Source organism: Candidatus Regiella insecticola LSR1 (genome assembly GCF_000143625.1).
GTDB classification, from domain to species: domain Bacteria; phylum Pseudomonadota; class Gammaproteobacteria; order Enterobacterales; family Enterobacteriaceae; genus Regiella; species Regiella insecticola.
The window spans coordinates 168807-192788 of the sequence record NZ_GL379589.1 but is presented as its reverse complement, the minus strand read 5'-3'; the positions used below and the strand labels follow the sequence as shown (position 1 = coordinate 192788).

At 43.5% G+C, this 23982-nt stretch carries 20 protein-coding genes and 6 pseudogenes; 9 read left to right on the top strand and 17 right to left on the bottom strand.

What is annotated here, in order from left to right; translation table 11 throughout:
* Window positions 1-245 precede the first annotated feature (245 nt).
* Window positions 246-1437: pseudogene (gene hmpA, locus REG_RS01335) on the bottom strand (NO-inducible flavohemoprotein).
* A gap of 115 nt (window positions 1438-1552) precedes the next feature.
* Here hmpA and REG_RS12955 point away from each other — a divergent pair.
* Window positions 1553-1696 carry a hypothetical protein gene (locus REG_RS12955; protein ID WP_218015654.1) on the top strand — a complete coding sequence of 48 codons (144 nt, stop codon included), beginning with the start codon at window positions 1553-1555 and terminating at the stop codon, window positions 1694-1696.
* On the opposite strand, the gene REG_RS01330 is transcribed toward REG_RS12955, so the two are convergent.
* The 11 genes and pseudogenes from REG_RS01330 to REG_RS01275 form a co-directional block, all read right to left on the bottom strand.
* Complete coding sequence (locus REG_RS01330) at window positions 1671-2246, bottom strand: UbiX family flavin prenyltransferase (protein WP_087943350.1); 576 nt, start codon at window positions 2244-2246, stop codon at window positions 1671-1673. The genes REG_RS12955 and REG_RS01330 overlap by 26 nt on opposite strands.
* 82 nt (window positions 2247-2328) lie before the next feature.
* Complete coding sequence (gene purF, locus REG_RS01325) at window positions 2329-3858, bottom strand: amidophosphoribosyltransferase (protein WP_006704172.1); 1530 nt, start codon at window positions 3856-3858, stop codon at window positions 2329-2331.
* Between the two features lie 37 nt (window positions 3859-3895).
* Window positions 3896-4381 carry a colicin V production protein gene (gene cvpA, locus REG_RS01320; protein ID WP_039906882.1) on the bottom strand — a complete coding sequence of 162 codons (486 nt, stop codon included), beginning with the start codon at window positions 4379-4381 and terminating at the stop codon, window positions 3896-3898.
* Between the two features lie 26 nt (window positions 4382-4407).
* Entirely contained in the window at window positions 4408-4917 is a 510-nt protein-coding gene (locus tag REG_RS01315) for an SPOR domain-containing protein (protein ID WP_039906881.1), read from the bottom strand.
* A gap of 166 nt (window positions 4918-5083) precedes the next feature.
* Window positions 5084-6346: a bifunctional tetrahydrofolate synthase/dihydrofolate synthase gene (folC, locus tag REG_RS01310; protein WP_006704169.1), complete on the bottom strand. Its 1263-nt coding sequence runs from the start codon at window positions 6344-6346 to the stop codon at window positions 5084-5086.
* A gap of 288 nt (window positions 6347-6634) precedes the next feature.
* Window positions 6635-7606 carry an acetyl-CoA carboxylase, carboxyltransferase subunit beta gene (accD, locus tag REG_RS01305; RefSeq protein ID WP_006704168.1) on the bottom strand — a complete coding sequence of 324 codons (972 nt, stop codon included), beginning with the start codon at window positions 7604-7606 and terminating at the stop codon, window positions 6635-6637.
* Window positions 7607-7703: 97 nt separating this feature from the next.
* On the bottom strand, window positions 7704-8366 hold the full coding sequence (locus tag REG_RS01300) for a DedA family protein (protein WP_006704167.1): 663 nt from the start codon (window positions 8364-8366) through the stop codon (window positions 7704-7706).
* A gap of 34 nt (window positions 8367-8400) precedes the next feature.
* Window positions 8401-8885 (bottom strand): annotated as a pseudogene (locus REG_RS01295) (tRNA pseudouridine synthase A); the annotation flags it as partial.
* A gap of 27 nt (window positions 8886-8912) precedes the next feature.
* Window positions 8913-9736 (bottom strand): IS5-like element ISRein1 family transposase gene (locus REG_RS11725; protein ID WP_260200023.1). Its coding sequence is split into 2 segments (ribosomal slippage): window positions 8913-9349 and window positions 9349-9736, totalling 825 coding nucleotides; the frame shifts between segments, so codons are not numbered across the junction.
* Window positions 9737-9802: 66 nt separating this feature from the next.
* A pseudogene (locus REG_RS01280) lies at window positions 9803-10162 on the bottom strand (tRNA pseudouridine synthase A); the annotation flags it as partial.
* Window positions 10163-10168: 6 nt separating this feature from the next.
* Complete coding sequence (locus tag REG_RS01275; protein WP_006704166.1) at window positions 10169-11290, bottom strand: DUF3410 domain-containing protein; 1122 nt, start codon at window positions 11288-11290, stop codon at window positions 10169-10171.
* A gap of 393 nt (window positions 11291-11683) precedes the next feature.
* Between REG_RS01275 and REG_RS01270 the strand changes: the two are divergent.
* Window positions 11684-12596 (top strand): annotated as a pseudogene (locus tag REG_RS01270) (DMT family transporter).
* 165 nt (window positions 12597-12761) lie between these two features.
* On the opposite strand, the gene REG_RS01265 reads toward REG_RS01270, so the two are convergent.
* Window positions 12762-13058: an accessory factor UbiK family protein gene (locus REG_RS01265; RefSeq protein ID WP_039906879.1), complete on the bottom strand. Its 297-nt coding sequence runs from the start codon at window positions 13056-13058 to the stop codon at window positions 12762-12764.
* 420 nt (window positions 13059-13478) lie between these two features.
* Here REG_RS01265 and ribB point away from each other — a divergent pair, with 420 nt between their 5' ends.
* Window positions 13479-14123, top strand: coding sequence for a 3,4-dihydroxy-2-butanone-4-phosphate synthase (ribB, locus tag REG_RS01260; RefSeq protein WP_039907067.1), 645 nt, complete (start codon window positions 13479-13481; stop codon window positions 14121-14123).
* Here ribB and REG_RS01255 read toward each other — a convergent pair.
* Together REG_RS01255 and REG_RS01250 are read right to left on the bottom strand one after the other, a co-directional pair.
* Window positions 14110-15270 carry a glutathionylspermidine synthase family protein gene (locus REG_RS01255; RefSeq protein WP_006704163.1) on the bottom strand — a complete coding sequence of 387 codons (1161 nt, stop codon included), beginning with the start codon at window positions 15268-15270 and terminating at the stop codon, window positions 14110-14112. The two genes, ribB and REG_RS01255, sit on opposite strands and share 14 nt — an antisense overlap.
* 10 nt (window positions 15271-15280) lie before the next feature.
* Window positions 15281-15958 (bottom strand): DUF1190 family protein, encoded by a 678-nt coding sequence (locus REG_RS01250; RefSeq protein ID WP_006704162.1) that lies wholly within the window; start codon window positions 15956-15958, stop codon window positions 15281-15283.
* A gap of 292 nt (window positions 15959-16250) precedes the next feature.
* Between REG_RS01250 and REG_RS01245 the strand changes: the two genes are divergently transcribed.
* Complete coding sequence (locus REG_RS01245) at window positions 16251-17549, top strand: adenylosuccinate synthase (protein ID WP_039907065.1); 1299 nt, start codon at window positions 16251-16253, stop codon at window positions 17547-17549.
* A 293-nt stretch (window positions 17550-17842) separates the two neighbouring features.
* Window positions 17843-20146, top strand: a pseudogene (gene rnr / locus REG_RS01240) (ribonuclease R); the annotation flags it as partial.
* A 50-nt stretch (window positions 20147-20196) separates the two neighbouring features.
* Here the strand turns inward: rnr and bioH are convergent.
* Window positions 20197-20975: pseudogene (gene bioH / locus REG_RS01235) on the bottom strand (pimeloyl-ACP methyl ester esterase BioH).
* Between the two features lie 142 nt (window positions 20976-21117).
* On the opposite strand from bioH, the gene gntX reads away from it, so the two are divergent.
* On the top strand, window positions 21118-21801 hold the full coding sequence (gene gntX / locus REG_RS01230) for a DNA utilization protein GntX (RefSeq protein ID WP_039906878.1): 684 nt from the start codon (window positions 21118-21120) through the stop codon (window positions 21799-21801).
* 1 nt (window position 21802) lies between these two features.
* On the opposite strand, the gene REG_RS13655 is transcribed toward gntX, so the two are convergent.
* Window positions 21803-21985 (bottom strand): hypothetical protein, encoded by a 183-nt coding sequence (locus tag REG_RS13655; RefSeq protein WP_039906877.1) that lies wholly within the window; start codon window positions 21983-21985, stop codon window positions 21803-21805.
* Between the two features lie 98 nt (window positions 21986-22083).
* Between REG_RS13655 and REG_RS11720 the strand changes: the two genes are divergently transcribed.
* The 3 genes from REG_RS11720 to REG_RS01210 all read left to right on the top strand — a co-directional run bounded on the left by REG_RS11720 (window position 22084) and on the right by REG_RS01210 (window position 23905).
* On the top strand, window positions 22084-22377 hold the full coding sequence (locus REG_RS11720; RefSeq protein ID WP_006704759.1) for a hypothetical protein: 294 nt from the start codon (window positions 22084-22086) through the stop codon (window positions 22375-22377).
* On the top strand, window positions 22378-23304 hold the full coding sequence (locus REG_RS01215; protein WP_141553583.1) for an IS3 family transposase: 927 nt from the start codon (window positions 22378-22380) through the stop codon (window positions 23302-23304).
* 169 nt (window positions 23305-23473) lie between these two features.
* Window positions 23474-23905, top strand: a complete 432-nt coding sequence (locus tag REG_RS01210) for a transposase (RefSeq protein ID WP_006704158.1) — start codon at window positions 23474-23476, stop codon at window positions 23903-23905.
* Window positions 23906-23982 lie beyond the last annotated feature (77 nt).

Genomic DNA, 23982 nt, shown 5'->3' with positions numbered 1-23982 from the left:
TATTAACGCCCGCAACCTTTAATTTAAGAAAAAAAATTAGATGGTCTTTATTCCATCAATTGAACCTTATTCGCCTATTTTTTAGACGATATAGCCAAACCATTTTAATTTGATTTTGTGTTGTCGTCGCTTGCCGTACTATTTGTACTGTCTGTGCTCCTCCGTCTTGAATTAAATTAAAATGATTTGGCTATAAATGTAAAAATTACGGTTAAAAAACACTAATAAGTAAGATCGATACTCCGTCAAATGATTTTATGGGGGCCAAAGCATTCGTAGTGCATTTTTTCAGTTTTTACACCCATAGTTATCAATTGTCGACTTAAATATTGCATAAATTGTACTGGGCCACAGAAGTAATAATGCATATCGTTATCAAAAATCATTGACTGATGGTTTGCAAGATCCATCAAACCTTGTGTGTGATAATCAATACCACGCACATCTTGTTCAGTAGGTTCACGGTACCATATATGACTATTAAGGTTAGGCATTTTTTCAGCAATAGTAGCCACTTCATTAGAAAACGCATGAACACGACCATTTTCTGATGCGTGTAACCAATATACTGATGCCTTATGCTGGCTCAAATATAATGTATTTAACATACTGAGCATGGGGGTTTGCCCCACTCCAGCAGATATTAAAGCCACCGGTGTATTTGACTCTACATCTAGAAAAAAATCTCCACGAGGAGGTGAAACACGAATAATGTCACCTTCTTGTAGTTTATGGTGCAAATAATTTGAGACAGTTCCCCCCCGCCTCGCGTTTAACAGCAATACGGTAAGATTTACCGTTAGCGGCCGTGGTTAGAGAATACTGGCGGATCTTTTGAAAGGCTAAGCTATCATCTTCAATGTAAATACTAAGATACTGTCCCGGTTTAAAATCAGCTACACAGTCTCCGTCTAGTGGCATGAATTCAAAACTGCAAATGATTTCGCTTTCTCGTACTTTTTTAATAATCCGAAAACGACGCAAAGAACGCCAACCACCGGTACTCGTTTCGCCTTTTTGATAAATTTGCTCTTCGCGTTGGATAAATATTTCAGCGAGCACACCATAAGCTTTCGCCCAAGCATCTAAAACTTCTGCCCCAGGATGAAACATTTCATCAAGTGTTGCGATTAAGTGTTCACCAACTACCTGATAATATTCGGGTTGGATATTGAGACTAGTATGCTTTTGCGCTACACGTTCGACAGCGGGTAACAATGCTTTTATATTTTCAATATTATTAGCATACGCACAAATTGCATTAAATAAGGCTTCGCTCTGATTACCATTAAACTGATTACTCATATTAAAAATATTTTTAAATTCGGGATTATTAGTAAACATGCGCTCATAAAAATGAGTGGCTAATTTCGAGCCAGTAGCAACAAGCAAGGGGATAGTCGATTTTACTACGGCGATAGTTTGGCTATCGAGCATAAAGAGATTCCTTAATATGTACTTTAATGTGTCATCTAATCAGTGCATTGTTAATATATCTGAAATCACTTTTTATTGCTGTAAATGAATATTTTTTTAGAAGAACATATACCGTTTGCCTTTGAAGTTGCCGCTAGGCGGCCAGGGGGTGAGACCGATGAGCGTAGACATACTACGTGATTCGGCGAGTACCCACAGCCAACAACGCGGCGGCTTCAAAGGCGAATGGTATATTAATTATTACCTTGCCAACGTTTAAACAAATCCTTAGGCAATGGGATATCGAATTGATCAATGATTCGATTAACACTTTGATCGACAATATCTTTTATTGTCTGAGGAACGTGATAGAAGGCAGGGGAAGGGGGCATAATCACAGCGCCGAGCTCAGCTGCCTGTGACATTAAACGTAAATGTCCCAAATGTAACGGGGTCTCTCGTACACATAACAGTAAGCAGCGGCGTTCTTTCAATACCACATCAGCCGCTCGAGTTAATAAATTATCGGTATAACTATGAACAATACCCGATAGGGTTTTTATCGAACAAGGTAATATCACCATCCCTAGTGTTTTATACGAACCCGAGGAAACTGAGGCAGCAAGATCACCGACTTTATGTACTACATTGGCCAGTCCCTGCACTTCCTTCACGGTTATATCTTTCATCTCTGCAGCTAGCGTTTGTTCCGCACCATTGCTCATAATCAAATGAGTTTCTACCTCGTCGACATCTTTTAATACTTCTAACAATCGAACACCGTAAATAGTGCCGCTAGCCCCTGATATACCTACAATAAGTCGCTTCATCATAAATTGCCTTGCTTACATGACGTAGCGCACCACAAAATTTATACTTTTTTAATAAAAAATCAGTATGAGATATACACAACTAGCCTTCGTTATACATTTCAAGGTTTTCTGCTTCATGCTGCTGGCTTAAGGCCTGAGCATCATCAGAGCGCAGTGATTGTAGATATTTCAAGTATTCTTTATTAACATCTTTGGTAACATAATTACCGTCGAATACAGAACATTCAAACTCTGTGATATCAGGATTACCTTCTGTCACTGCGGCCTTCAAATCCTCAAGATCTTGGAAAATTAGCGCATCAGCACCGATGAATTTTTTAAGATCATCCGGTGTTCGATTATTCGCGACGAGCTCATTAGCACTTGGCATGTCAATACCATATACATTGGGAAAGCTAATTTCTGGCGCTGCTGAGGCAAAATAAACATTTTTAGCACCCGCTTCACGTGCCATTTGCACAATTTGCTTAGAAGTAGTGCCGCGTACAATAGAATCATCGACAAGTAATACATTTTTATCATAAAATTCGGCGCGGTTAACATTCAATTTACGACGCACTGATTTACTGCGCTCCTGTTGCCCAGGCATAATGAAAGTGCGGCCTACATAGCGGTTTTTGACAAATCCTTGACGATAGGGCTTACCCAGAATGTGAGCGATTTCTAACGCAATATCACAAGAGGTTTCCGGAATCGGAATAACTACATCAATGGCTAAATTGTTCCACTCTTCAGAGTTCTTAATCTTATTCCCTAATTTCTTCCCCATCGATATCCTAGCACTGTAGACCGAAATTTTGTCTATGCAGGAATCCGGGCGGGCAAAATAAACATATTCAAATAGACAGGGTCGGTATTGTGGGTTTTTTGCGCATTGTCGATAAAATAATTCGCCTTTTTCTGTGATATACACCGCTTCACCGGGTGCTACATGACGGCAAAGTTCAAAACCTAATGTATCAAGGGCGACACTTTCCGAAGCGACCATATATTCATATTTAACGTTGCCATCTTCTAAAATGTGTTTTCGTTTTCCCATCACCAATGGCCGAATACCATTAGGGTCACGAAAAGCAAGCATGCCATGGCCGATGATCATAGCGACACAAGCATAAGCACCTTTCACTAATTCATGGGTTCTCTTTACAGCCGAAAAAATAGCTTCTTCTTCTTTTTTTTCTTCTGTTTCCAGTTCACTCGCGAAGATATTCAACAAAATTTCTGAATCAGATGTCGTATTGATATGACGACGTTTTTGTTTAAATAAATAATCTTTTAGCTCGCTGGCATTCGTCAGATTACCGTTGTGTGCCAAAGTAATACCAAACGGTGAGTTGACGTAGAAAGGCTGTGCTTCTGAAACACTGGCACTCCCTGCCGTTGGATAACGTACATGGCCAATCCCACAGGTGCCTTGCAAACGCAGCATATGGCGAGTTTCAAAGACATCTTTTACCAAGCCATTAGCTTTACGTAGACGAAATCTATTATTTTCATCAAGGGTGACGATCCCTGCCGCATCTTGGCCTCGGTGTTGAAGCACCATCAAGGCATCATAAATCGACTGGTTTACTGATGTAAAACCAGTAATCCCTACAATCCCACACATGTTTGTCTATCCTTTATTGATGTTAATGGATCTTCAATTAATTGGGCAAAAAACTCGAAGTACTTTGCAAGTAGTTAAAGAGCCATTTAATTATTTCACTAAATTTTGGGATGAGAAGTGAATTTTTCCAATCCATACTTTGTGCGAAACCAGTGAATGTATCGAGAAAAAACAAAACAACAGAAACAATAAAAACACCGCGCAATACACCGAAAAATACACCAAGCACTCTGTCCGTTCCTGATAATCCAGTACTCATAACCAATGAGCTAATAACAGAATTAACAATAGCGCCAACCACCAAAGTAGCGATAAACAAAATACCAATCGCGATACCCTGGCGGATCAATTCATTTTCAAAACCCGTTAAATAAACAGCCAGGTATTGATAAAAATGACTGGCGATATAAAATGCACATCCCCATATCACCAGTGACAGTGCTTCGCGAACAAATCCCCGTTTCAAACTGATTAGCGCTGAAAATCCGATAATGCTAACAATAACGTAATCAATCCAGGTCATGATCACTCCGATAAAATTATGTTAGTTTAAAATCCAACACCATATTCCTTTACCTGACCATCAAGACCACTAAGAGAATTCAGCTCAGGCAATGTTAATTGTAATTTCTGCTTCGACACACTAGGCCCCACCATAATGCGGGTTATCTGCCCCTGTAAAGGGATCGCCGGTAAAGTATAAGCGTTGTAACCAGACAAACGTAATTTGGCGACAATCTCATTAACTTTAGCGGCATTTTTCAATGCGCCAAGTTGTACCACATAACTCGGCTTGGTTAATGCGTTTTCTTTTAATGGGGGGAGTTGGGGATTTAATTCGGCCACTATTTCCTCTGGCTGTTGGGCGGGAAAAAATTGATTGACTGGCATCACCACATCATGTTCTTCGAGAAAATCAACGGTGGATACGAGTGGAATAGCGATAAACTGGTCTTCATAATGTTTTTTTTTGCCATCAAATAACATGGGCAACACTGTGACACCTAATACAACCAAAATAATAGTGCCAACCAAACGATTTTTAAACTGATTTGCCACTGGGCTCTCTCTCGCTACCAGTTTATCCGAAATCTTATTTAGCGGCACTAGACGAGGAATATACCCACAGCCCTGAAGTTGCCACTATGCGGCCAGGACGTGAGACCGATGAGCGTAGACTACTACGTGATTCGGGCTAACGCACGCAGCCAACAACACGGCGGCTTCAAAGGCGAAGGCTATAGTAAGCTGTCATCACCTGTGCAACCGTATGGAAAGAACCACAAACAATCACTACATCTTGCGAATCGGCATCTTTCATTGCCTGATACCAACCACTTTCAACATCAGCAAACAGGCGTGGTTTTGACACATGTTGCGCCAATAATTCAGCACTGGCACCCCGCGGCTCGGTCAATGATACACAATACCATTCGTCAACCCTTTCAGATAAGCAAGTCAGCGTACTGGCAATATCTTTATCAGCTAACATCCCCACTACTGCACGTATTTTTCCTGATCGTTTTGGCAATTGATCAAACCGCTCGATTAAATAACGGGCAGCGTGAGAATTATGAGCAACATCCAAAATTAACAGCGGCTGTTCAGTGAGTATTTGGAAACGCCCTGGTAAAAAAGCAGTCTGCAAACCTTGATAAATTGCTGAGTCATTCAGCGGTAATGCTAAGTAATGCAATATTGCTAACGCCGTGGCGGCATTTTGCAGTGGTACTTTAGGCAAAGGCAAATGAGTGAGTACGCGTGAACCACTTTGCCAACACCAGTCGTCAGTCTGCCGGCTAAATTGCCAGTCATCATTACAGTGATAAAGTTTAGCCTCGATCTCTGCCGCAATGGTTGCAACAGAGTGAGGCATATCAGGCTCCCCCACTATTGCCGGTTTACCCCGCCGAAATATTCCTGCTTTTTCACGACCAATACTTTCTCGATCAGCGCCTAGCCTATCTGTATGATCAAGCCCAATACTTGTAATCGCAGCAACATCTGAATCGATAATATTAGTCGCATCCAACCTACCGCCTAACCCTACTTCTAGCACCAGGACATCAAGCGCAGCCTGTTTAAACAGATGCAGTGCTGATAAGGTGCTGAATTCGAAATAAGTCAACGAGACCGTGCCTCGCGCAGCTTCAATGTCAGCAAAAGAATTACAGTGCGCGGTTTCAGGCAATTCCAAGCCCTGAATGCGTATTCTCTCGGTATAACGCAGCAGATGGGGTGAGCTATAAACGCCTACTCGTAAACCCGCGCTAAGTAATATCGCCTCCAGTACACAGCAGGTTGTACCCTTGCCGTTAGTGCCCGCAAAAGTCAGTATTTTAGCTGCAGGTTTAAGCAAGTCGAGCCGTTCAGCCACTGTTCTGATGCGTTCTAAACTTAGATCAATGGCCTGATAATGTATGGAACCTATATAAGAAAGCCATGACGTCAAAGAAGACGGGGTTTGAGGAAGCTGATAGTTATTCATAGCTATCTCTTTTCAAGGGGCGATAAAATGTTGCCTTTTTTATTATTTACCATAACGACCCATTTACTCACTTTTTATTATATACCCTTCGCCTTTCAAGTTACGGCTTTGTTGTCTGCGGGTGCTCGCCGAATCACGTAGTATGTCTACGCTCATCGGTCGGTCGCCCTTGCCGCCTTGCCGTAACTAGAAATTCATTGGGTATACTCGCCGCTATCGACTGAGGTTGAGGCTGATACCCTTCGCCTTTAAAACCACCGCGGCGTTGGCTGCGGGGGTTCCGCCGAATCACGTAATATGTCTACGCTCATCGGTCTCACGCCCTGGCCGCGACGCTGCAACTTGAAGGACTGTGGGTATATGCATCAGCTTAGATAAGATACTCGCCAATGTCTGGCGCATGTCTAAACGACGTACAATCATGTCAATCGCCCCTTTTTCGATCAAAAATTCACTACTTTGAAAACCCGGCGGCAATACTTCTCTTACCGTTTGTAAGATAACCCGTGGTCCAGCGAAACCAATCAGAGCCTTCGGCTCTGCAATATTAATATCACCTAACATCGCTAGACTGGCAGAAACCCCACCCATCGTTGGGTTAGTCAATACTGAGATATAAGGCAGACCACGCTCTTGCATTTTGGCCAGAGCAGCGCTCGTTTTTGCCATTTGCATCAGCGAAATCAATCCTTCTTGCATACGCGCACCACCACTAGTAGAAAAACACACTAGCGGGCAATGATCTGTCAATGCTTGTTCAACTGCCGCAACAAAACGTGCTCCAACGACCGATCCCATGGATCCGCCCATAAAAGAAAAATCAAACGCAGCTGTTACGATAAGCATATCAAACAAGGTGCCTTTCATCACCACTAGCGCATCTTTTTCTTTAGTCATTTTTTGTGCCGCAGTCAGTCTATCTTTATATTTTTTATTGTCCTTAAACTTCAAAGGATCCTTTGGCTCTAGCTCAGCACCCAATTCTATTCTTGCTTTTTTACATTTTGTTGTACAGGCTTCTTCTCTACACTCTTTTTTACAGGATCCATCACAAGGTTTATCTAGCAACAAATCCAAACGTTCACGGGCAGAGATGCGCATGTGATGATCACATTTAGGGCAAACTTCTAAATTTTTTTGTAATTCAATACGATAGAGTATTTGCTCGCAGCTATCGCATTTTGTCCATACCCCTTCAGGTATATTCGCTTTACAAGCTTCTAGGGTACTTTTATTAATAATTCGCTCAATCCAGCTCATCGCTACTCTTTCCTGTCATCATATCGCGCGTTATACCCTATTGGCCTAACAAGCTAGATAAAAAACTAACCGAATTTAATTGACTCTCATCACCAGGCTATTGATTTTTTTGATCGGCCACCGTACGCCGATGTCTATAGATTTCAAGTATCGCCGGTAAAATAGACAGTATAATAATCATAACAATAAATAATTTCAGATTTTTTTGTACTATCGGCAAGTTACCAAAAAGATACCCTGCATAAGTAAATGACACGACCCATACTAACGCCCCTATCACGTTATAGGCAGTAAAATGACGATAAGACATTTTTCCCATTCCTGCGATAAAGGGAGCAAAAGTACGAATAATAGGGGCAAAACGAGCCAAAATAATGGTTTTAGCTCCATATTTTTCATAAAAAAGATGCGTTTTATCCAAATAGACCTGACGAAATATTTTTGATGTTGGATCCTGAAATAATTTTTTGCCAAATCGTCGTCCCAGCGTGTAATTGAGTGCATCACCCGTAATAGCCGCAATCACCATCAGAGCCACCATTAAATGCACATTCAGATCATTAGAAGGCAGGGTCGCAAAAGCACCTGCGGCAAAAAGAAGTGAATCACCCGGTAGAAACGGAGTGACGACTAAACCGGTTTCACAAAATAGAATCAAAAAGAGTATGCCATAAACCCATACACCGTATTGCGCCACCAGTTCCGCTAGATGGACGTCAATATGCAAAATAAAGTCGATGATGAAAACGATAATATCCATTTGTTATTCTCTTAAATAATATTCGTCCAAGAAACTAGTTATACCCTTCGTCTTTGAAGTTGCCTTCGGCTGCCAGGCCGAAGGGTATATCAGGCAAAAAATAAGAACCTAATGATGTCTGAGGCAACGCAAAACAGGCTGGGTAATCGACCGCTACCAAATATAATCCTTCGGCTTTCGCTGTCGCAGCAGCTTGCTTGCGATCTTTTAATGCTAACAACTGCTTCAACCAATCTTCATTTTGACGACCGCAACCAATTTCTATCAGGCTCCCGACAATATTACGCACCATATGATGCAAAAACGCATTGGCCTTTATTTCGACAACAATATAAGCACCATAGCGGCGAATATTAATCTGTTGCATATTGCGCAACGGCGTTTTCGATTGGCATTGTAAGCTCGGAATGAGGTAAAATCATGCTCACCCAGCAAATGTTGAGCCGCGCGAGCCATTTTTTGTTCATCCAGTGGCAGATGATAATGACTAATACCGCTGGCAAGAATCGCTGAACAATAGCAATAGACCTCTTCGGAAACTATCATTTATCTAATTTCCATATTATAAATTGCAGCAATCAGATTAAATCTTAATCCAAAACGTTTTCGCCTGTTTCGATAACGGTCTGATACAATTTTAAATCTTTTAATCATACCAATGACATGTTCGTTTAATACACGCTGGCTTGATAACGCACGATTGTTGCGTTTATCTTCTTTTGTTAAGGGATTTTTCTTTGTCTTTTTCTTAGGCAACGCCGAGTTTGAATGAATCTTGCCAAGCCCTTGGTAACCTGTATCGGTAACTGTTTTGATGTCAGGATGTATTCGCACACCAGACTCCTTAAACAACCTAAAATCATGGCGCCTCCCATTCGTAAAGCTTGTACAGATGACTGCTTTACTTTTTTTATCAACGAGCACTTGTGTTTTTAAGGTGTGTCGTTTCTTTTTTCCTGAGTAAAACGGCTTTTGTTTTTTTGGGGACGTTCAATCGGCGTTTCTGTGGCATCAATAAGAACCAGCTCATACTCCCTATCCCTTTTTAATACAGCTTTGCGTCCAGGTAGGGCAAAATCAGGATGCTTTATTAGCGTATTCTCTATCCATTTAATCGTTTCATAGCATGTGCTCTCACTCACGCCATAGCTTTGGCTGACATGAAAATAAGTGCGATATTCTCGTATATACTCCAGTGCCATTAATAAGCGCTCTTCTAAACCCCGCTTGGGTTTCCGACCTCCTTTCCCTTGCTTACTCTTATCTGCTTCATTCAATATCTTTATCATCTTTTCAAATGTACTGCGTTTAACACCCGTTAAGCGACGAAATTTTTCCTCTTCCAGTACTTTTATTACTTCATATTTCATGGCGGCTCCTTGTTCAGGAGTGTTTTACCAAAATTCCTCATGAATGCTAGTTTCCGAAGAGGTCTAATGATTAAAAATAATATAACGATAACATCGAGCCAGGGCACTGAAACGACCGTGAAACTCTTCTGGAACCGATTTTACCCAACGAACAGCGATATCCTGAGGTAAATTCGCATTGACTCCCATCGTCCATGCATGTTCGGGGCGCATCGAATGGGTGGAAAAATGAACGACCTGACCCGTCGCATGCACCCCTGCATCAGTGCGTCCGGCACAGAATACCGTGACGGGATGATCCGCCACCTTGGATAAAGCGTTTTCCAAACAACCCTGTACACTGCTCGCGTCTTTCTGGCGCTGCCAGCCAGAATAGTTACTACCACTATATTCGATTCCCAAGGCAATTTTATTATTGTTGAACATGTTGATTTATATCATCTCAATAGAGAAACCTATTTTTTGCAAAAGATCGGCGTCGGCCATGCTGTCACATTGAATACAAAAAGATGACCATTCTCGACGGATCCCATACCGCTTACGCAAATCATCAAACTCACGGGTACCCTTACAGCGCAAATTGCAAGCATCAAGGCGCACATCATACACTAACTGCATTAATCGTTTTAATTGCTTCTCATTGAGTGGGCTATCAAGCCGAAAATGTCCAAGTTTAGAAGGCGGTAATAAAGAGCTGCATTCAACCGATTGTGGACATTTACAAAACCGACTAAATGCTTCAAATAATTGCGTTGTCCCTCGGGTTTTCCCCTCCAAAGTGTAACCTGCGATATGGGGTGTACCAATAGCCACTTTCTCTAACAAGGGCTGAGAAATGTGGGGCTCGTTTTCCCAAACATCCAATACTACGCCTAGTTTTTTTCCTTTTTTTAATCCTTGCAGCAAAGCAGCATTATCCACCACCGCGCCACGACACGTGTTGATTAAAATGCGATCATCCGGTAAAGCTGCCAATACATCGTCATTAATTAAATGAAAGCTTTGGTAAGCACCGGTTTGATGTAACGGCGTGTGTAACGTTAATATATCCGCTTCACGCACCAGTTTTTCCAATGGCCAAAATTGCTCTTTATCCCCTCGATCCGCTCGAGGTGGATCACATAATAAGGTCTTTATTCCGAGTGCCTTTAAACGCGCATTCAGGCGGGATCCTACATTACCCACCCCAACAATCCCGACCGTTTTACCACTCAGTGAAAAATTACCGCGTTCAGCCATCGCTAACAAAGCAGAGAAAACATATTCGACCACTGCGATGGCATTGCAACCAGGGGCAGAAAAAAAATCGATGCCCTGCTGACGTAGCCATGCCTTATCGACATGATCAGTACCCGCAGTGGCAGTACCAACAAATTTAATCGCAGTGTCTTGCAATAATTCAGCATTCACTGAAGTGACCGACCGTACCATCAAAGCTGATGCTTCACATAACGCGGTACGTGGAATAGCGCGTCCAGACACTATTTCAAAGTTACCTATCCGCTGGAACAACTGTTTCGCATGCGGCATATTTTCATCAACTAAAATTTTCACTTACTATTCTCCAGCGAAGGGTTAATTCGCAAATAGACCTCTTTCCAAACCTACTACGTGACGCCAATCCTGCGTTGCCCGGTGCTCGCAATCCTCATGTACTTTATGTACATTCCGGCGCCTTGACTTAGCATAACGAACTACGGTTTGGAAAGAGGTCTAATGATGTTTTACCGTACCATGATTTTACGAGCAGTATTATTGGTGAAAATGAAAAAAAAAGTCTATCCTCTTTTGGTGCGTTTAAGAGCCTATTCGAAATCTTCTTTAGCAACATTTAAAAGAGGAAAATAAGTAAAAGGGCGCAGTTTACACGAGGTAAATGCGTATTTTAAAGCTCATTTTGGCTAATTGTCAGCCAGCACAAAAGACTTGGATCTTAAGATAAAAGATATGTATATAATCTATCTTCTGTTAGCGGTCATAATTTGGTCGGCCAATGCGGTGGTAAGTAAAATGGCGGCAGGCGTGATAGATCCAGCGGCTATCTCTTTTTACCGCTGGTTTTTGGCATTAGTGACTTTAACGCCATTCGTATTCATGAGTGTGGTTCGTAATTGGCCAACTATCCGAAAATATTGGTGGAAATTAATGACCCTCTGTTTATTGGGGATGGTGCTCTTCCAAAGCCTGGCTTATTATTCCGCACAGAGTGTGAGTGCAGTATTTATCGGTATATTCAGCTCAGTCATTTCACTATTCACCATATTGATCAGCATTATAATATTACGAACCGCACCCACTCTGGGGGTGGTGTTAGGTAGTATATTGTCTTTAATCGGATTAGTTTGGCTAGTCAGTGCAGGTGATCCTACACAATTACTGCATCAAGGTGTTGGTAGCGGTGAGTTTATGCTGCTGTGCGCCTCTGCTTCTTACGCTTTATACGGTGTGTTAATCGCACATTGGGCAATAAAACTTCCTTGCTGGCAATTGTTATATATGCAGATTGCCTTCGGCGTGCTGTTGCTGCTACCTAATTTTTTACTCACTACCGATATAAAACTAAACACACAAAATATTCCTCTGGTGCTATATGCAGGGATCCCTGCCTCAATCATTGCACCCTATTTTGTGGATTTTAGGTGTTACACGTCTCGGAGCCAATATCACCGCTGTGCTGATGAATCTTACCCCGGTGTTCACTGCTATCATTGCCATTAGTTTTTTAAATGAAAAATTGATGACTTATCATCTAATCGGTGGCAGCCTTACCTTGGCTGGAGTCGTTTTGGCACAAAATTTGTCTAATCGAGCCAATAAACACCACAGAGTATCCCGCTCATGTCACTCTAAAATACCGTAAGAGCCCATTCGAAATCTTCTTGAGAAAAGCCTAATGGGACGACGAGGAAAAAATGGGCGAAAAAGCCCAGTTGCTTTTTTATATGAAAACAAAGACGTAAATGAACATTTTGCGCCCTTTTTTGACAAACGAGCACAAAAGATTTCAGCAAGCTCTAAAGGAAAATCAGGGAATGGTTTTTTCTATATCAGAGCTTGATTGTGCTTCTGGTGTATCAGAGCCTAATTTTGCTTCTAACGCTTCTAATTTTCGCTCCAAAAGGGCTAATTTTTCACTGGTATCTGACAATATTTTGCTTTGTACGTCAAATTCTTCACGATTAATCAAATTAAGACGTGGCAGCTGAGCCTGCAATGCATTCCCGACTTTCTTTTCAATATTGTCTTTAAATCGATTAGCAGTTTCAGGCAAAGACCCCTGCACTTTTTTGGTGATCATTTCAACTATTTTTAGACCAAACATATATGCCTCTCTAAGCGAAACTACCCTGTAATGAGAATATAGTAGACTTCTCGCATAATATAGAATTCGCGCCACGCAGTGGCATTATGAAAGAAATCTATTTCAGTGTAATACCCACTTCATTATAAGATAAAGCGCTATCTGTGCAATTTTAATACAATACAAAAAATTTCTAACAGACTCTAAGATTGCTTGGATAAATGATTAACGCTATAGTTCTGCACCTTCTTTTCAAGGCGGTACCCTGTGATATAACCACAGTCCTTCAAGTTGCCGCTGGCGGCCAGGGCGTGAGACCGATGAGCGCGTAGATAGACCATGAGGGCAAACACCCTCAGCCAACAACGCAGCGGCTTCAAAGGCGAAGGGTATAACTCCGTTGTAACAACCTGTAATGGCTCATTCAATGAGGTTTTTGCTGTGAATCAATCACCACTTTTTGAATTCGGGGATGCTCCCAAACGGGTAAAACAAGCATTGGACGCTTTACGTGAGGGACGTGGCGTCATGGTGCTGGATGACGAAAATCGTGAAAATGAAGGTGACATAATTTTTGCGGCAGAAACAATGACAGAAGAACAAATGGCACTGACTATCCGTCATGGCAGTGGCATCGTGTGCCTTTGCATCACCGATGAACGCCGTAAACAACTCGAATTGCCCATGATGGTCAGTCAGAATTCGAGCCAATTTCAAACCGCATTTACCGTAACGATTGAAGCGGCAAAGGGCGTCACAACTGGCGTTTCTGCCGCTGATAGACTGAAAACTATCCAAGCTGCCATCGCGGATAATGCTAAACCGACTGATCTACACCGGCCTGGCCATGTCTTCCCATTGCGTGCCGAAGCAGAAGGTGTCATCAAACGCCGTGGGCACACAGAGGCGGCTATCGATTTAGCACAATTAGCCGGTTTCAACCCCTTTGGTGTGTTATGTGAATTGACTAACGACGATGGCAGCATGGCGCGCATGCCAGAAGTTATTCAATTTGCCAAGCAGCATAATATGCCCGTTTTGACCATTGAAGATCTTGTCGGCTATCGGCTAGCTAATCTAAAATAATATGTGGATAAAAACGTGATAAATCTTGAGTGATTAATGATCGGTCTTCACGTAAGCCGATACCGCAGGGCTTATCATTAACCAGCCAACTACCAATTAAAGTGTAGTTTTCACCAAACTTAGGTGATGAATGGAATTGCTGCACAATCATGCCTTCTTTGCCATAAGGACCATCGACTTGCAATACTTGTTGGCCGTTTTTGATGATCTGAATATTAGCCCCTTCGCGTGAAAATAATGGCTTGATAACGTAGCTATCCATTGGTGGGTGATCATCGTCAGCGAAATAAGCAGGCAACAAATTAAGGTGACCAGGAAACATTTCCCATAACAAGGGTAATAGTGCTTTATTGGAAATGATGCTTTTCCAAGCCGGTTCGAGCCAACGTGCGCCGGCGTTTCCTAAGTTGGTGGAAAATTCATCACGAAACATGAATTCCCAAGGGTATAATTTAAAAAAATTACAGATTACCCTATCGTCTAAATCGATAAACTGTCCCTTTTCTTCTATACCAATCTCGTTTATAAACAAAAAGTTAGTCGATAAACCCGCTTCCTGCGCACAATCTTCTAAGTATTTCACCGTAGCGCGGTCTTCTGCCGAATCCTGACAGCAAGTCAAATGTAATGAATGAAATCCCGCCTTTTCTTTTAATTCAATAAAACGTTCAATCAATTTATCTTGTAAGCTATTGTATTGATCGGCATTCACAGGCAAATGGCCGGCTTTAATCTGATCTTCCAACCACATCCACTGAAAAAATGCGGTTTCATATAACGAAGTGGGGGTATCTGCATTATTTTCTAACAACTTAGCCGGGTTTTTACCGTCATAAGCCAAATCAAGACGAGAATAAAGACAGGGTTGCCGGGGATGCCATGAAGCGCGTAAAAAAGACCAACAATGTTGAGGGATGCTAAATTTAGTCAACAACTTATCACTATGAATAACTTTTTCCACTACGTCTAAACACCTTTCATGCAACTCAACGCTAGTGTCTTCCAGCTCTTCAATTTGAGCCGAAGAAAATTGGTAATAAGCGTCTTCACACCAGTAGGGTTGATCATACATCGTATGAAAATCGAAACCGTATTCGTTGGCTTTTTCACGCCAATCAGGGCGTTCACTAATCTCTACACGTTTCATTTTTTAAACCTTAACTCCCCATACTACGAACACGAGAGCTTGATGAAGTGCGCTCATTCTTACGCTGCATTGATGCCTGCTTGGCTACCGATTCACCGAATCCACCGCGCGTAATGGTATTCGTCACCGTAGGTTTAGGAGCCATTGCTGTTTTAGGTACTGTCATAGTGCGACCCGGTGTGGCGGCACCATAGCTTTTACCACTGGCATCAACAAATTTACCGTTAGCAGGGCTGTTAGGCGCTTGAGAAGTAAACAAGGGTTGTGGAGAACCCCCGCCCCCCATCAAACGCCCCATCATATAACCCGCCAATAATGGCATCCACGGGCTACTTCCTTCAGTAGCAGTTGTCCCCCCTGCTTGAGCAGGAGCTGGGGTACTAGTCGGAGGTTGAATACATTGATTTTCACCAAACTCAGCCACACAATCAGCACGGCTGGCATACTTAGGCGCTGTTCTTTCTGCTTCTTTCAATGCATCATGATAGGCTTTAGCGCACTGATTTGCTCCCGATGGATTGGCTTTTGAACAATCGTCAGCATTTTGATACATCGCCACCGTTTCATCCGTTTGTTCACATCCGGTTAATATAAAAACGGCACTCATGGACAAAGCTAAAGGAGCAAGACGATAATAGCGCCAAGATTTACGAAATTTTTCTCGATTAATATTTTTACTCCGTTTCATCGTAATTCATCCTATTGTTATTGATAGAGTGGCTCAAAAATAGACGCCCTGCGAGGGGTTTCAAGTCAAGGCGCCCGCGGAACACAGTAATCTCAGTGTACAATCAGTACATGAGGATTGCGAGCACCGGTAACACAGAAATTCATACCGCGCAGTAGGTTATGTAAAAGCCTGTTCGAAATCTAAAGTATCAGCAAGCACAAGAGATTTCGAACAGGCTCTTAGAGCCCGTTTTGACCAAGTATCGATGGAATGTTAACATTCTTTTTTAAGCAAGCTGGTGATTATTCAGATGGGGAAAAACGTCGTCGTATTAGGCACTCAATGGGGTGATGAAGGCAAAGGCAAGATTGTAGACCTATTGACAAAACAGGCTAAATATGTCGTTCGCTATCAAGGCGGTCATAACGCCGGGCATACATTAATCGTCAATAATGAAAAAACCGTTCTTCATTTGATCCCTTCCGGCATCTTGTGTGAAAACGTGACCAGTATTATCGCTAACGGTGTCGTTTTGGATCCCGCCGCTTTAATCAAAGAGATCGATGGGCTTATAGAACGTGGGATCCCTGTAGAAGAGAGACTTAAAATCTCGGCAGCCTGTCCTTTGATCCTGCCTTACCATGCTGCTTTGGATAACGCGCGGGAAAAGAAACTGGGAGGGCAGGCAATTGGCACCACGGGTCGAGGTATCGGCCCCGCTTATGAAGATAAAGTCGCGCGGCGCGGATTACGGGTTTGTGATTTATTAAATAAAGAAACCTTTGCTACTAAACTCAAAGAAATTGTCGATTACCATAACTTTCAATTAGTCCATTACTACCAAACAGACGCCATTGATTACCAAAAAGTATTGAATGACGTATCCACCGTTGCTGATCGTTTAATTGCCATGATGATTGATGTAACGCAAATATTAGATGAAGGTCGTAAAAAGGGAGAGGCGATTCTGTTTGAAGGTGCTCAGGGTACGTTGCTCGATATTGACCATGGTACTTATCCCTATGTGACTTCTTCTAACACCACTGCCGGTGGGGTTGCTGCGGGTTCAGGCATCGGACCTGCTCATATCGATTATATTTTGGGTATCGTTAAAGCCTATTCAACACGTGTAGGCGCAGGGCCTTTTCCTACCGAGCTCAACGATGAAATCGGTAGCTATCTAAGTGAAACAGGAAAAGAACTCGGCGCCACAACCGGGCGTAAACGCCGTACCGGCTGGTTAGATATAGTCGCGGTACGCCGCGCGGTTCAAATCAACTCACTTTCCGGTTTTTGTTTGACTAAATTAGATGTGTTAGATGGTTTGGATGAAATAAAAATCTGTACCGGCTACAAAAATAAAAAGGGTAAAGAAATCGCAAACACCCCGTCGTCAATAGAAATCTGGCAAACAATAGAACCCATTTATGAAACTCTGCCAGGCTGGTCAGAAAAAACTCATAGGGTAACAGAGTATGAAAAATTACCCCAAAATGCGCGGAGTTATATTGAACATATTGAAAAGCTGACAGGGATACCAGTCGACATCATCTCTACCGGAGCGGAGCGGAGTGAAACCATCATCCGTCGTAATCCATTCAACACATAGCATTAGACTTCATTGCAAAACCGTGGTTTGGGGCGCGCGATCTATACCCTTCGCCTTTGAAGTTGCCGCTAAGCGGCCAGGGGTAAGGCCGATGAGCGTAGATAGACCATGAGGGCAGCACCCGCAGCCAACAACACTGCGGCTTCAAAGGCAAAGGGGATACAGGTAGTACATGACAGAGGATGAGTGATCGCTGCCAACGTATATTTAATGCAGCGCTACATTCCATACACCACATACGCAAAAGTCAAATGAAAACATTTCATGCTGATGATAATGGAGAGACCAATTTAATGTCACAGGATCCATTCTTAGAAAGAGAAAGAGAAAAATACGGCTCACCTATACCCAGCCGCGAGTTTATTTTAGCGCATCTGACAAAACGTGAAACCCCCGCCCGACGTGAAGAAATAGCTAAAGAGCTGAATTTATCCAGTGATGAATCCCTTGAGGCACTTCGGCGACGTCTACGCGCAATGGAGCGTGATGGCCAATTGGTGTTTACACGCCGCCAATGCTACGCCTTACCAGAAAGGCTTGATCTGTTGCGCGGTACTGTTATTGGTCACCGTGACGGATATGGTTTTTTACGCATTGAAGGCAGCAAAGATGATCTTTACCTCTCCGCTGAACAAATGAAAACGGCGATCCATGGCGATCTGGTGTTAGCTCAACCTTTAGTCTGCGACCGCAAGGGGCGTCGTGAAGCACGGATTGTCAGGATACTCGTTCCCAAAACAAGCCAAATTGTTGGGCGCTACTTCACTGACGCAGGTACCGGTTTTGTCGGTCCTGATGATAGTCACCTCAGTTTTGATATTCTGATCCCTGCTGATGATGCTATTTGCGGTGTGCGTATGGGCACTGTGGTAGTTGTTGAACTCACCCAACGCCCAACGCGCCTCACTAAAGCGGTTGGCAAAATAGTGGAAATATTAGGTGATAAGATGGGCACTAGCATGGCGATAGACATTGCCTTACGTCGCTATGAGATCCCTTATATATGGCCATCGGCAGTAGAAAAAGAATTAGCGAAGCTGCAAGAAGACGTGCCAGAAGAGGCAAAAAAAGGACGGGTTGATTTACGTCACCTCCCATTGCTTACCATTGATGGCGAAGATGCCCGTGATTTTGATGATGCGGTTTATTGTGAAAAAGGATGCAGCGGAGGCTGGCGCCTGTGGGTTGCTATCGCTGATGTCAGTTATTACGTACGCCCACAAACCGCATTGGACGATGAAGCACGCAGTCGCGGCAATTCTGTTTACTTTCCGTCACAAGTGATCCCGATGCTACCAGAAGTATTGTCTAATGGTTTGTGTTCACTTAATCCACAGGTCGATCGCTTGTGTATGGTATGTGAAATGGTCATTGACGTGCAGGGACAACTCTGCTCTTACCAATTTTATGAAGCCGTCATGAACTCTCATGCACGTTTAACCTATACCAAAGTCTGGAAAATCATTGAGGGTGATCCAGCGTTGCGTGCGCAATATCAGCCACTGGTGCCACATCTGGAACAACTGCATGCAATGTATAAAATATTGGATAAAGCCCGAGCAAAACGAGGGGGCATCGCTTTTGAAAAAGAAGAAGCTAAATTTATCTTTAACGCCGAGCAACGCATTGAGCGCATCGAACACGTAGTACGTAATGATGCGCATAAATTGATCGAAGAATGTATGATTTTGGCCAACATTGCCGCAGCATCTTTTGTAGAAAAACATAAAGAGCCGGCGCTATTTCGTGTGCACGACCGACCAAGTGATGATCATATTGAAGCACTGCGTAGCGTATTAAATGAGTTAGGGATAACCTTAGGCGGTGGTTTAAAACCACAATCGAAAGATTATGCCGTATTGATGGATGAAATCGCGGATCGACCCGATCATCATAGGCTACAAACTATGTTATTACGCTCGATGAAACAGGCAATTTATGATCCGGAAAATCGAGGGCATTTCGGCTTAGCGCTCAATTCATATGGGCATTTCACCTCACCCATCCGACGTTATCCTGATCTCGCTCTGCATCGAGCGATTAAATATCAATTAGCACAGTCAATAACCGCCCAGAAAGAGTGCTGGACAGCAGGGGGTGGTTGGCACAGTGATCACAACGATATGTTACAGTTGGGTCAACATTGCTCAATGGCAGAACGCCGAGCGGATGACGCTACGCGGGATGTTGCTGACTGGCTGAAATGTGATTTTATGCTCGATCAAGTAGGGCAAACATTTACCGGTATTATCGCTGCGGTGACTGGATTTGGCTTTTTCGTCCGTTTGGACGATCTTTTCATCGACGGTTTAGTCCATGTTTCCAGTTTAGATAATGATTACTATCGTTATGACAACATTGGTCAACGCCTTACCGGCGAAGCCTCAGGGAAGGCTTACCATTTAGGCGATACAGTAGAAATTCGGGTAGAGGCCGTACACCTAGATGAACGTAAAATTGATTTTTCTTTGGTTTCTAGCCTACGTAAGCCACGAAGAGAAGGTAAAACCAAACGAGATAAAGCGAAGAAAAACAACACAAGAATGTCACGCGATGATGGTTTAGCAATAAGTAATACAACCGTCACAAAGAAAAAAGCCAATAAGGCACGGAAAAAATGAGCAAGCAGAAAAAATTCCGATAGGCTCTAATAAAGCAAATCATCTCGTTGAGAAAAATGAATAATCAATGCTAAAAAATCATCCGGATGAGACATAAACGGAACATGAGCCGCATTATCTATAATCGCTGATTGTGTTGTTGGCCATGCACCGTCAAGCAAGGTAGCCACTCTAGAGGGGACTAACTCATCTCGATCACCGTAAATACGTAAAAAAGGCACTGAACAATGAGCCAATGCCGAACGCAGATCGGTGGTTTGCACTATTTCTAATCCCCTTATCAGCACCTCAGCACTTTGCTGATAGCTCACCAATGATTTCAGAAATTGGGTATCTTTTCGTGCACTGGCAATACCCAACGTCTGTAATGATAAAAAGCGTTCAATAGTACGCGGAAAATTATCATGCAATTGTTGCTTAAATCCAGCCAATATTTCTGGCTTGATCCCAGGCCAATCACACCTTGTGCACTAAAACAAGGTGAAGAAGAAACCGTGATAAGTCCTATCACCTGTTCTGGCTGGTTCAGTGCAATCTGACTCGCAACCAGTCCTCCCATCGACCATCCCAACCACAGTGCTTTTTCTGGCGCTTGATTCAATACCACAGTCGCCATCTCGCTAAGAGACATATCACCATATCCACTGCTGCGGCCATAGCCAGGAAGATCGACTAAATGCAAGCGAAAATGCGGCGCAAGTCGATTAATTATGCAATGCCATATATCAGCGTTCAGTCCCCATCCGTGTAACAACACAAAATCACGCTTTCCTTCACCACAAGTATGCCAATAGAGCGCTGTCATAAACTATTATACCCTTCGCCTTGTTGGCTGCCGGTGCTCGCCCTCATCAAGTACACCCCCCTGGCAGCCGAAGGCAACTTCAAAGGCGAAGGGTATATCCTTTTTATATCCATCATTGTTTTCATCATCAAGGAAGAAGATTATGTTCACTATCGCCAGCCAATGTTGGCTTTGCCGACAACCCTTATATTTGTTCCATCATGGTATTTGCTGTTTTTGTCTACGGAATTTAATCAATCAATCGTCATGTTGTATTGGTTGTGGCTTGCCTTCAACACAGCGGTACTTACTCTGTGGGCGTTGTTTACGTGACCCACCTTGCTGGCAAAGCCTTACCTTTGTCAGCCACTATCAGCCCCCTATCAGCACGCTGATAAAAAAAATGAAATTTGATGGAGTGACACAATTGGCTCCGATACTGGCGCGGTTACTGTTGTTACGCTGGCTACAGGAAAAGCATTATGGATCAATGATAAAACCACAACGTATCATCAGCACTCCCCTACATAAATATCGTTGTTGGCGACGGGGATTTAATCAAAGCGATTTATTAGCCCGCCCCTTGGCGCGTTGGCTCAATTGTGATTATCACCCTGGTAGTTTAATGCGTTTATACCCTACGCCATCACAGCGGGAGTTGAGTGCCACCACCCGCCGAAAAAATTTACGCGGGGTATTTCATTGTACTGATAATGTTCGTGGACAACATCTCGCGCTATTAGATGATGTGATAACCACCGGCAGCACGATGAAAGAAATGGCTAAATTACTTCTGGCGCAGGGAGCGACATCCGTACAAGTATGGTGTCTTTGCCGAACCTTGTAGTTTACCCTTGGCCTTTCAAGTTACGGCGGCGTTGGCTGCCGGCGCTCGCCTCATCAGGTAGCATGTCTACGCTCATCGGTCGGTCGCCCTGGCCGCCTTGCCGTAACTCGAAATTCATTGGGTATATGTCATCAAGCAGCGTATCATATGCCCTTCGCCTTTGAAGTAGTATATCTACGCTCATCGGTCTCACACCCTGGTAGCGGCAACTTGCCCCCAGTGTCAGTCTAGTTGTCGCCTCTAATTTTCGTTAATGGGAACTAATAAAGAGGCGATATAATCATGGAAAAACCGACGTATTCGGAAGAGTTTAAAGAGCAGGCGCTGTGTAAGGTTTATCATCGGAATGGGCGTACAATGAAAGCCATTGCGGATGAACTTAACGTGCCGCCGAGGAAGCTAAGAAGTTGTTTAGCAGAAAGTGAACTCGCCTCTTGGTGCAGGGGGCAGGGTATTTTTGTTCATCACCTGAAGCAATGGCGCGCGGATTTTTGTGACCCGAAGCGAACACAACGCAGTAAGAGGAAAAATGATTATTCCCGAACAGCGCCAGTCTATTATGATGTGGATTACTGAATCAACGCAGGCCGAACGCGCCGAACAGCGCCGCCGCCCCACAAACTCTCACCCTGTGAGCGGGCTAAGCTACTGGAAATAACCTCTTCGGCCAAATTTGCTCATTTACCCCCGAGTCAAATTGTGCCGATGTTGGCTGATGAAGGGCTCTATTTCGCCTCCGAATCCACTTTTTATCGCGTATTGCGGGACGCCAGGCAACTGAAGCATCGACGAGCAGAACGCCCGGCAAAACCACGTTTTAAGCCTCGGGCACTCTGTGCCACCGCGCCCAACCAGCTCTACAGTTGGGATATCACTTATCTCCCCAGCCGTATTAAAGGCCAGTATTTTTACCTCTACCTTTTCCTCGATATTTTTAGCCGTAAGATTGTCGGTTGGCAGGTATATGCTGAAGAAAGTGCCCAACATGCCAGTGATATGATCAAAGATATTTGTCAGCGTGAGGGGATTTTGCCCGGTCAAGTCACCCTACACTCCGACAACGGCAGCCCGATGAAAGGCGCTATCCTGTTGTTTACGCTCGAAACATTGGGAATAGCGACTTCGTTGAGTCGACCCTCCCTGAGCAACGACAATCCCTATTCTGAATCGGCCTTCAAGACGCTAAAATATCGCCCTGAGTACCCGGTTAACCCTTTTGACAACCTTCAAGACGCCCGCGCATGGGTCGAACACGTGGTGCACTGGTATAATCAAGAACATCGCCACAGTGCCATTGAATTTGTCACACCTGCACAAAGACATGCAGGCCTTGATAAAGCCCTATTAGCTCAGCGTAACACAGTGTATGAAAAGGCACGCGCTGCAAACCCTACACGCTGGGCAGGTCAAATCCGTCAGTGGCCGTATGTGAAAGAAGTCCATTTAAATCCACAAAAATCCAGAGAAAAAAAGGTGAAACCAGACGCCAAAAAAGCAGCCTAGGATTTTACATCCTGGGCGACAACTACATTGACAATTACCGGGGTGTGAGTGCCAGGGGTATCTGTGATGCCTTAAAGCGGGCGGGTTTTAGCTATAAAAAAAACATTTTATCCCCCCAAAGCCGACGTCCAAGCTCGAAAAGATTTTCAGACTAAGCTCCAGGGCTAACGTGGATGAAAGCGGTTTTGCTCATGATATGCCGCGTCTTTATGGTTATTCAGTGAAAGGGAAGCGCTGTTACGGCCAACACGATTGCCATGCCAAAGCACGTACTAATGTCATTGGTGCACAGCTTAACGGAAAATTAACTACGGTTTGTACCTTCGACTGCCATATCAACAGCGATATTTTTTATGCCTGGGTCACCCAAGATTTACTGCCAAAATCCCCTCCAGGGGCAGTCCTTGTGATGGATAATGTGCGCTTCCATAAACGCCAAGACATCCAGACTGCTATACAGAAAGCTGGCTTTATTCTCGAATATCTCCCCACGTATTCTCCTGACATGAATCCCATTGAGCACAAATGGGCTCAAGCTAAAGCCCTTCGCAGAAAGCGACTATGTGATATCGATACCTTGTTCTCTAAACCTCTATTTTAAATCAATTTATAACACCTAATCCGTATCTTCAGGCTCCGTCTGAAGTGTTAAAAAATATTGAATATAATAAACATATA

Coding starts and splice junctions, on each gene's coding strand:
- REG_RS01330 (WP_087943350.1), bottom strand. CDS start 2,246: ATGAAGCGACTTATTGTAGGTATATCAGGGGCTAGCGGCACTATTTAC.
- purF (WP_006704172.1), bottom strand. CDS start 3,858: ATGTGTGGGATTGTAGGGATTACTGGTTTTACATCAGTAAACCAGTCG.
- cvpA (WP_039906882.1), bottom strand. CDS start 4,381: ATGACCTGGATTGATTACGTTATTGTTAGCATTATCGGATTTTCAGCG.
- folC (WP_006704169.1), bottom strand. CDS start 6,346: ATGAATAACTATCAGCTTCCTCAAACCCCGTCTTCTTTGACGTCATGG.
- accD (WP_006704168.1), bottom strand. CDS start 7,606: ATGAGCTGGATTGAGCGAATTATTAATAAAAGTACCCTAGAAGCTTGT.
- REG_RS01300 (WP_006704167.1), bottom strand. CDS start 8,366: ATGGATATTATCGTTTTCATCATCGACTTTATTTTGCATATTGACGTC.
- REG_RS01265 (WP_039906879.1), bottom strand. CDS start 13,058: ATGTTTGGTCTAAAAATAGTTGAAATGATCACCAAAAAAGTGCAGGGG.
- REG_RS01255 (WP_006704163.1), bottom strand. CDS start 15,270: ATGAAACGTGTAGAGATTAGTGAACGCCCTGATTGGCGTGAAAAAGCC.
- REG_RS01250 (WP_006704162.1), bottom strand. CDS start 15,958: ATGAAACGGAGTAAAAATATTAATCGAGAAAAATTTCGTAAATCTTGG.
- REG_RS01245 (WP_039907065.1), top strand. CDS start 16,251: ATGGGGAAAAACGTCGTCGTATTAGGCACTCAATGGGGTGATGAAGGC.
- gntX (WP_039906878.1), top strand. CDS start 21,118: ATGTTCACTATCGCCAGCCAATGTTGGCTTTGCCGACAACCCTTATAT.
- REG_RS13655 (WP_039906877.1), bottom strand. CDS start 21,985: ATGAGCGTAGATATACTACTTCAAAGGCGAAGGGCATATGATACGCTG.
- REG_RS11720 (WP_006704759.1), top strand. CDS start 22,084: ATGGAAAAACCGACGTATTCGGAAGAGTTTAAAGAGCAGGCGCTGTGT.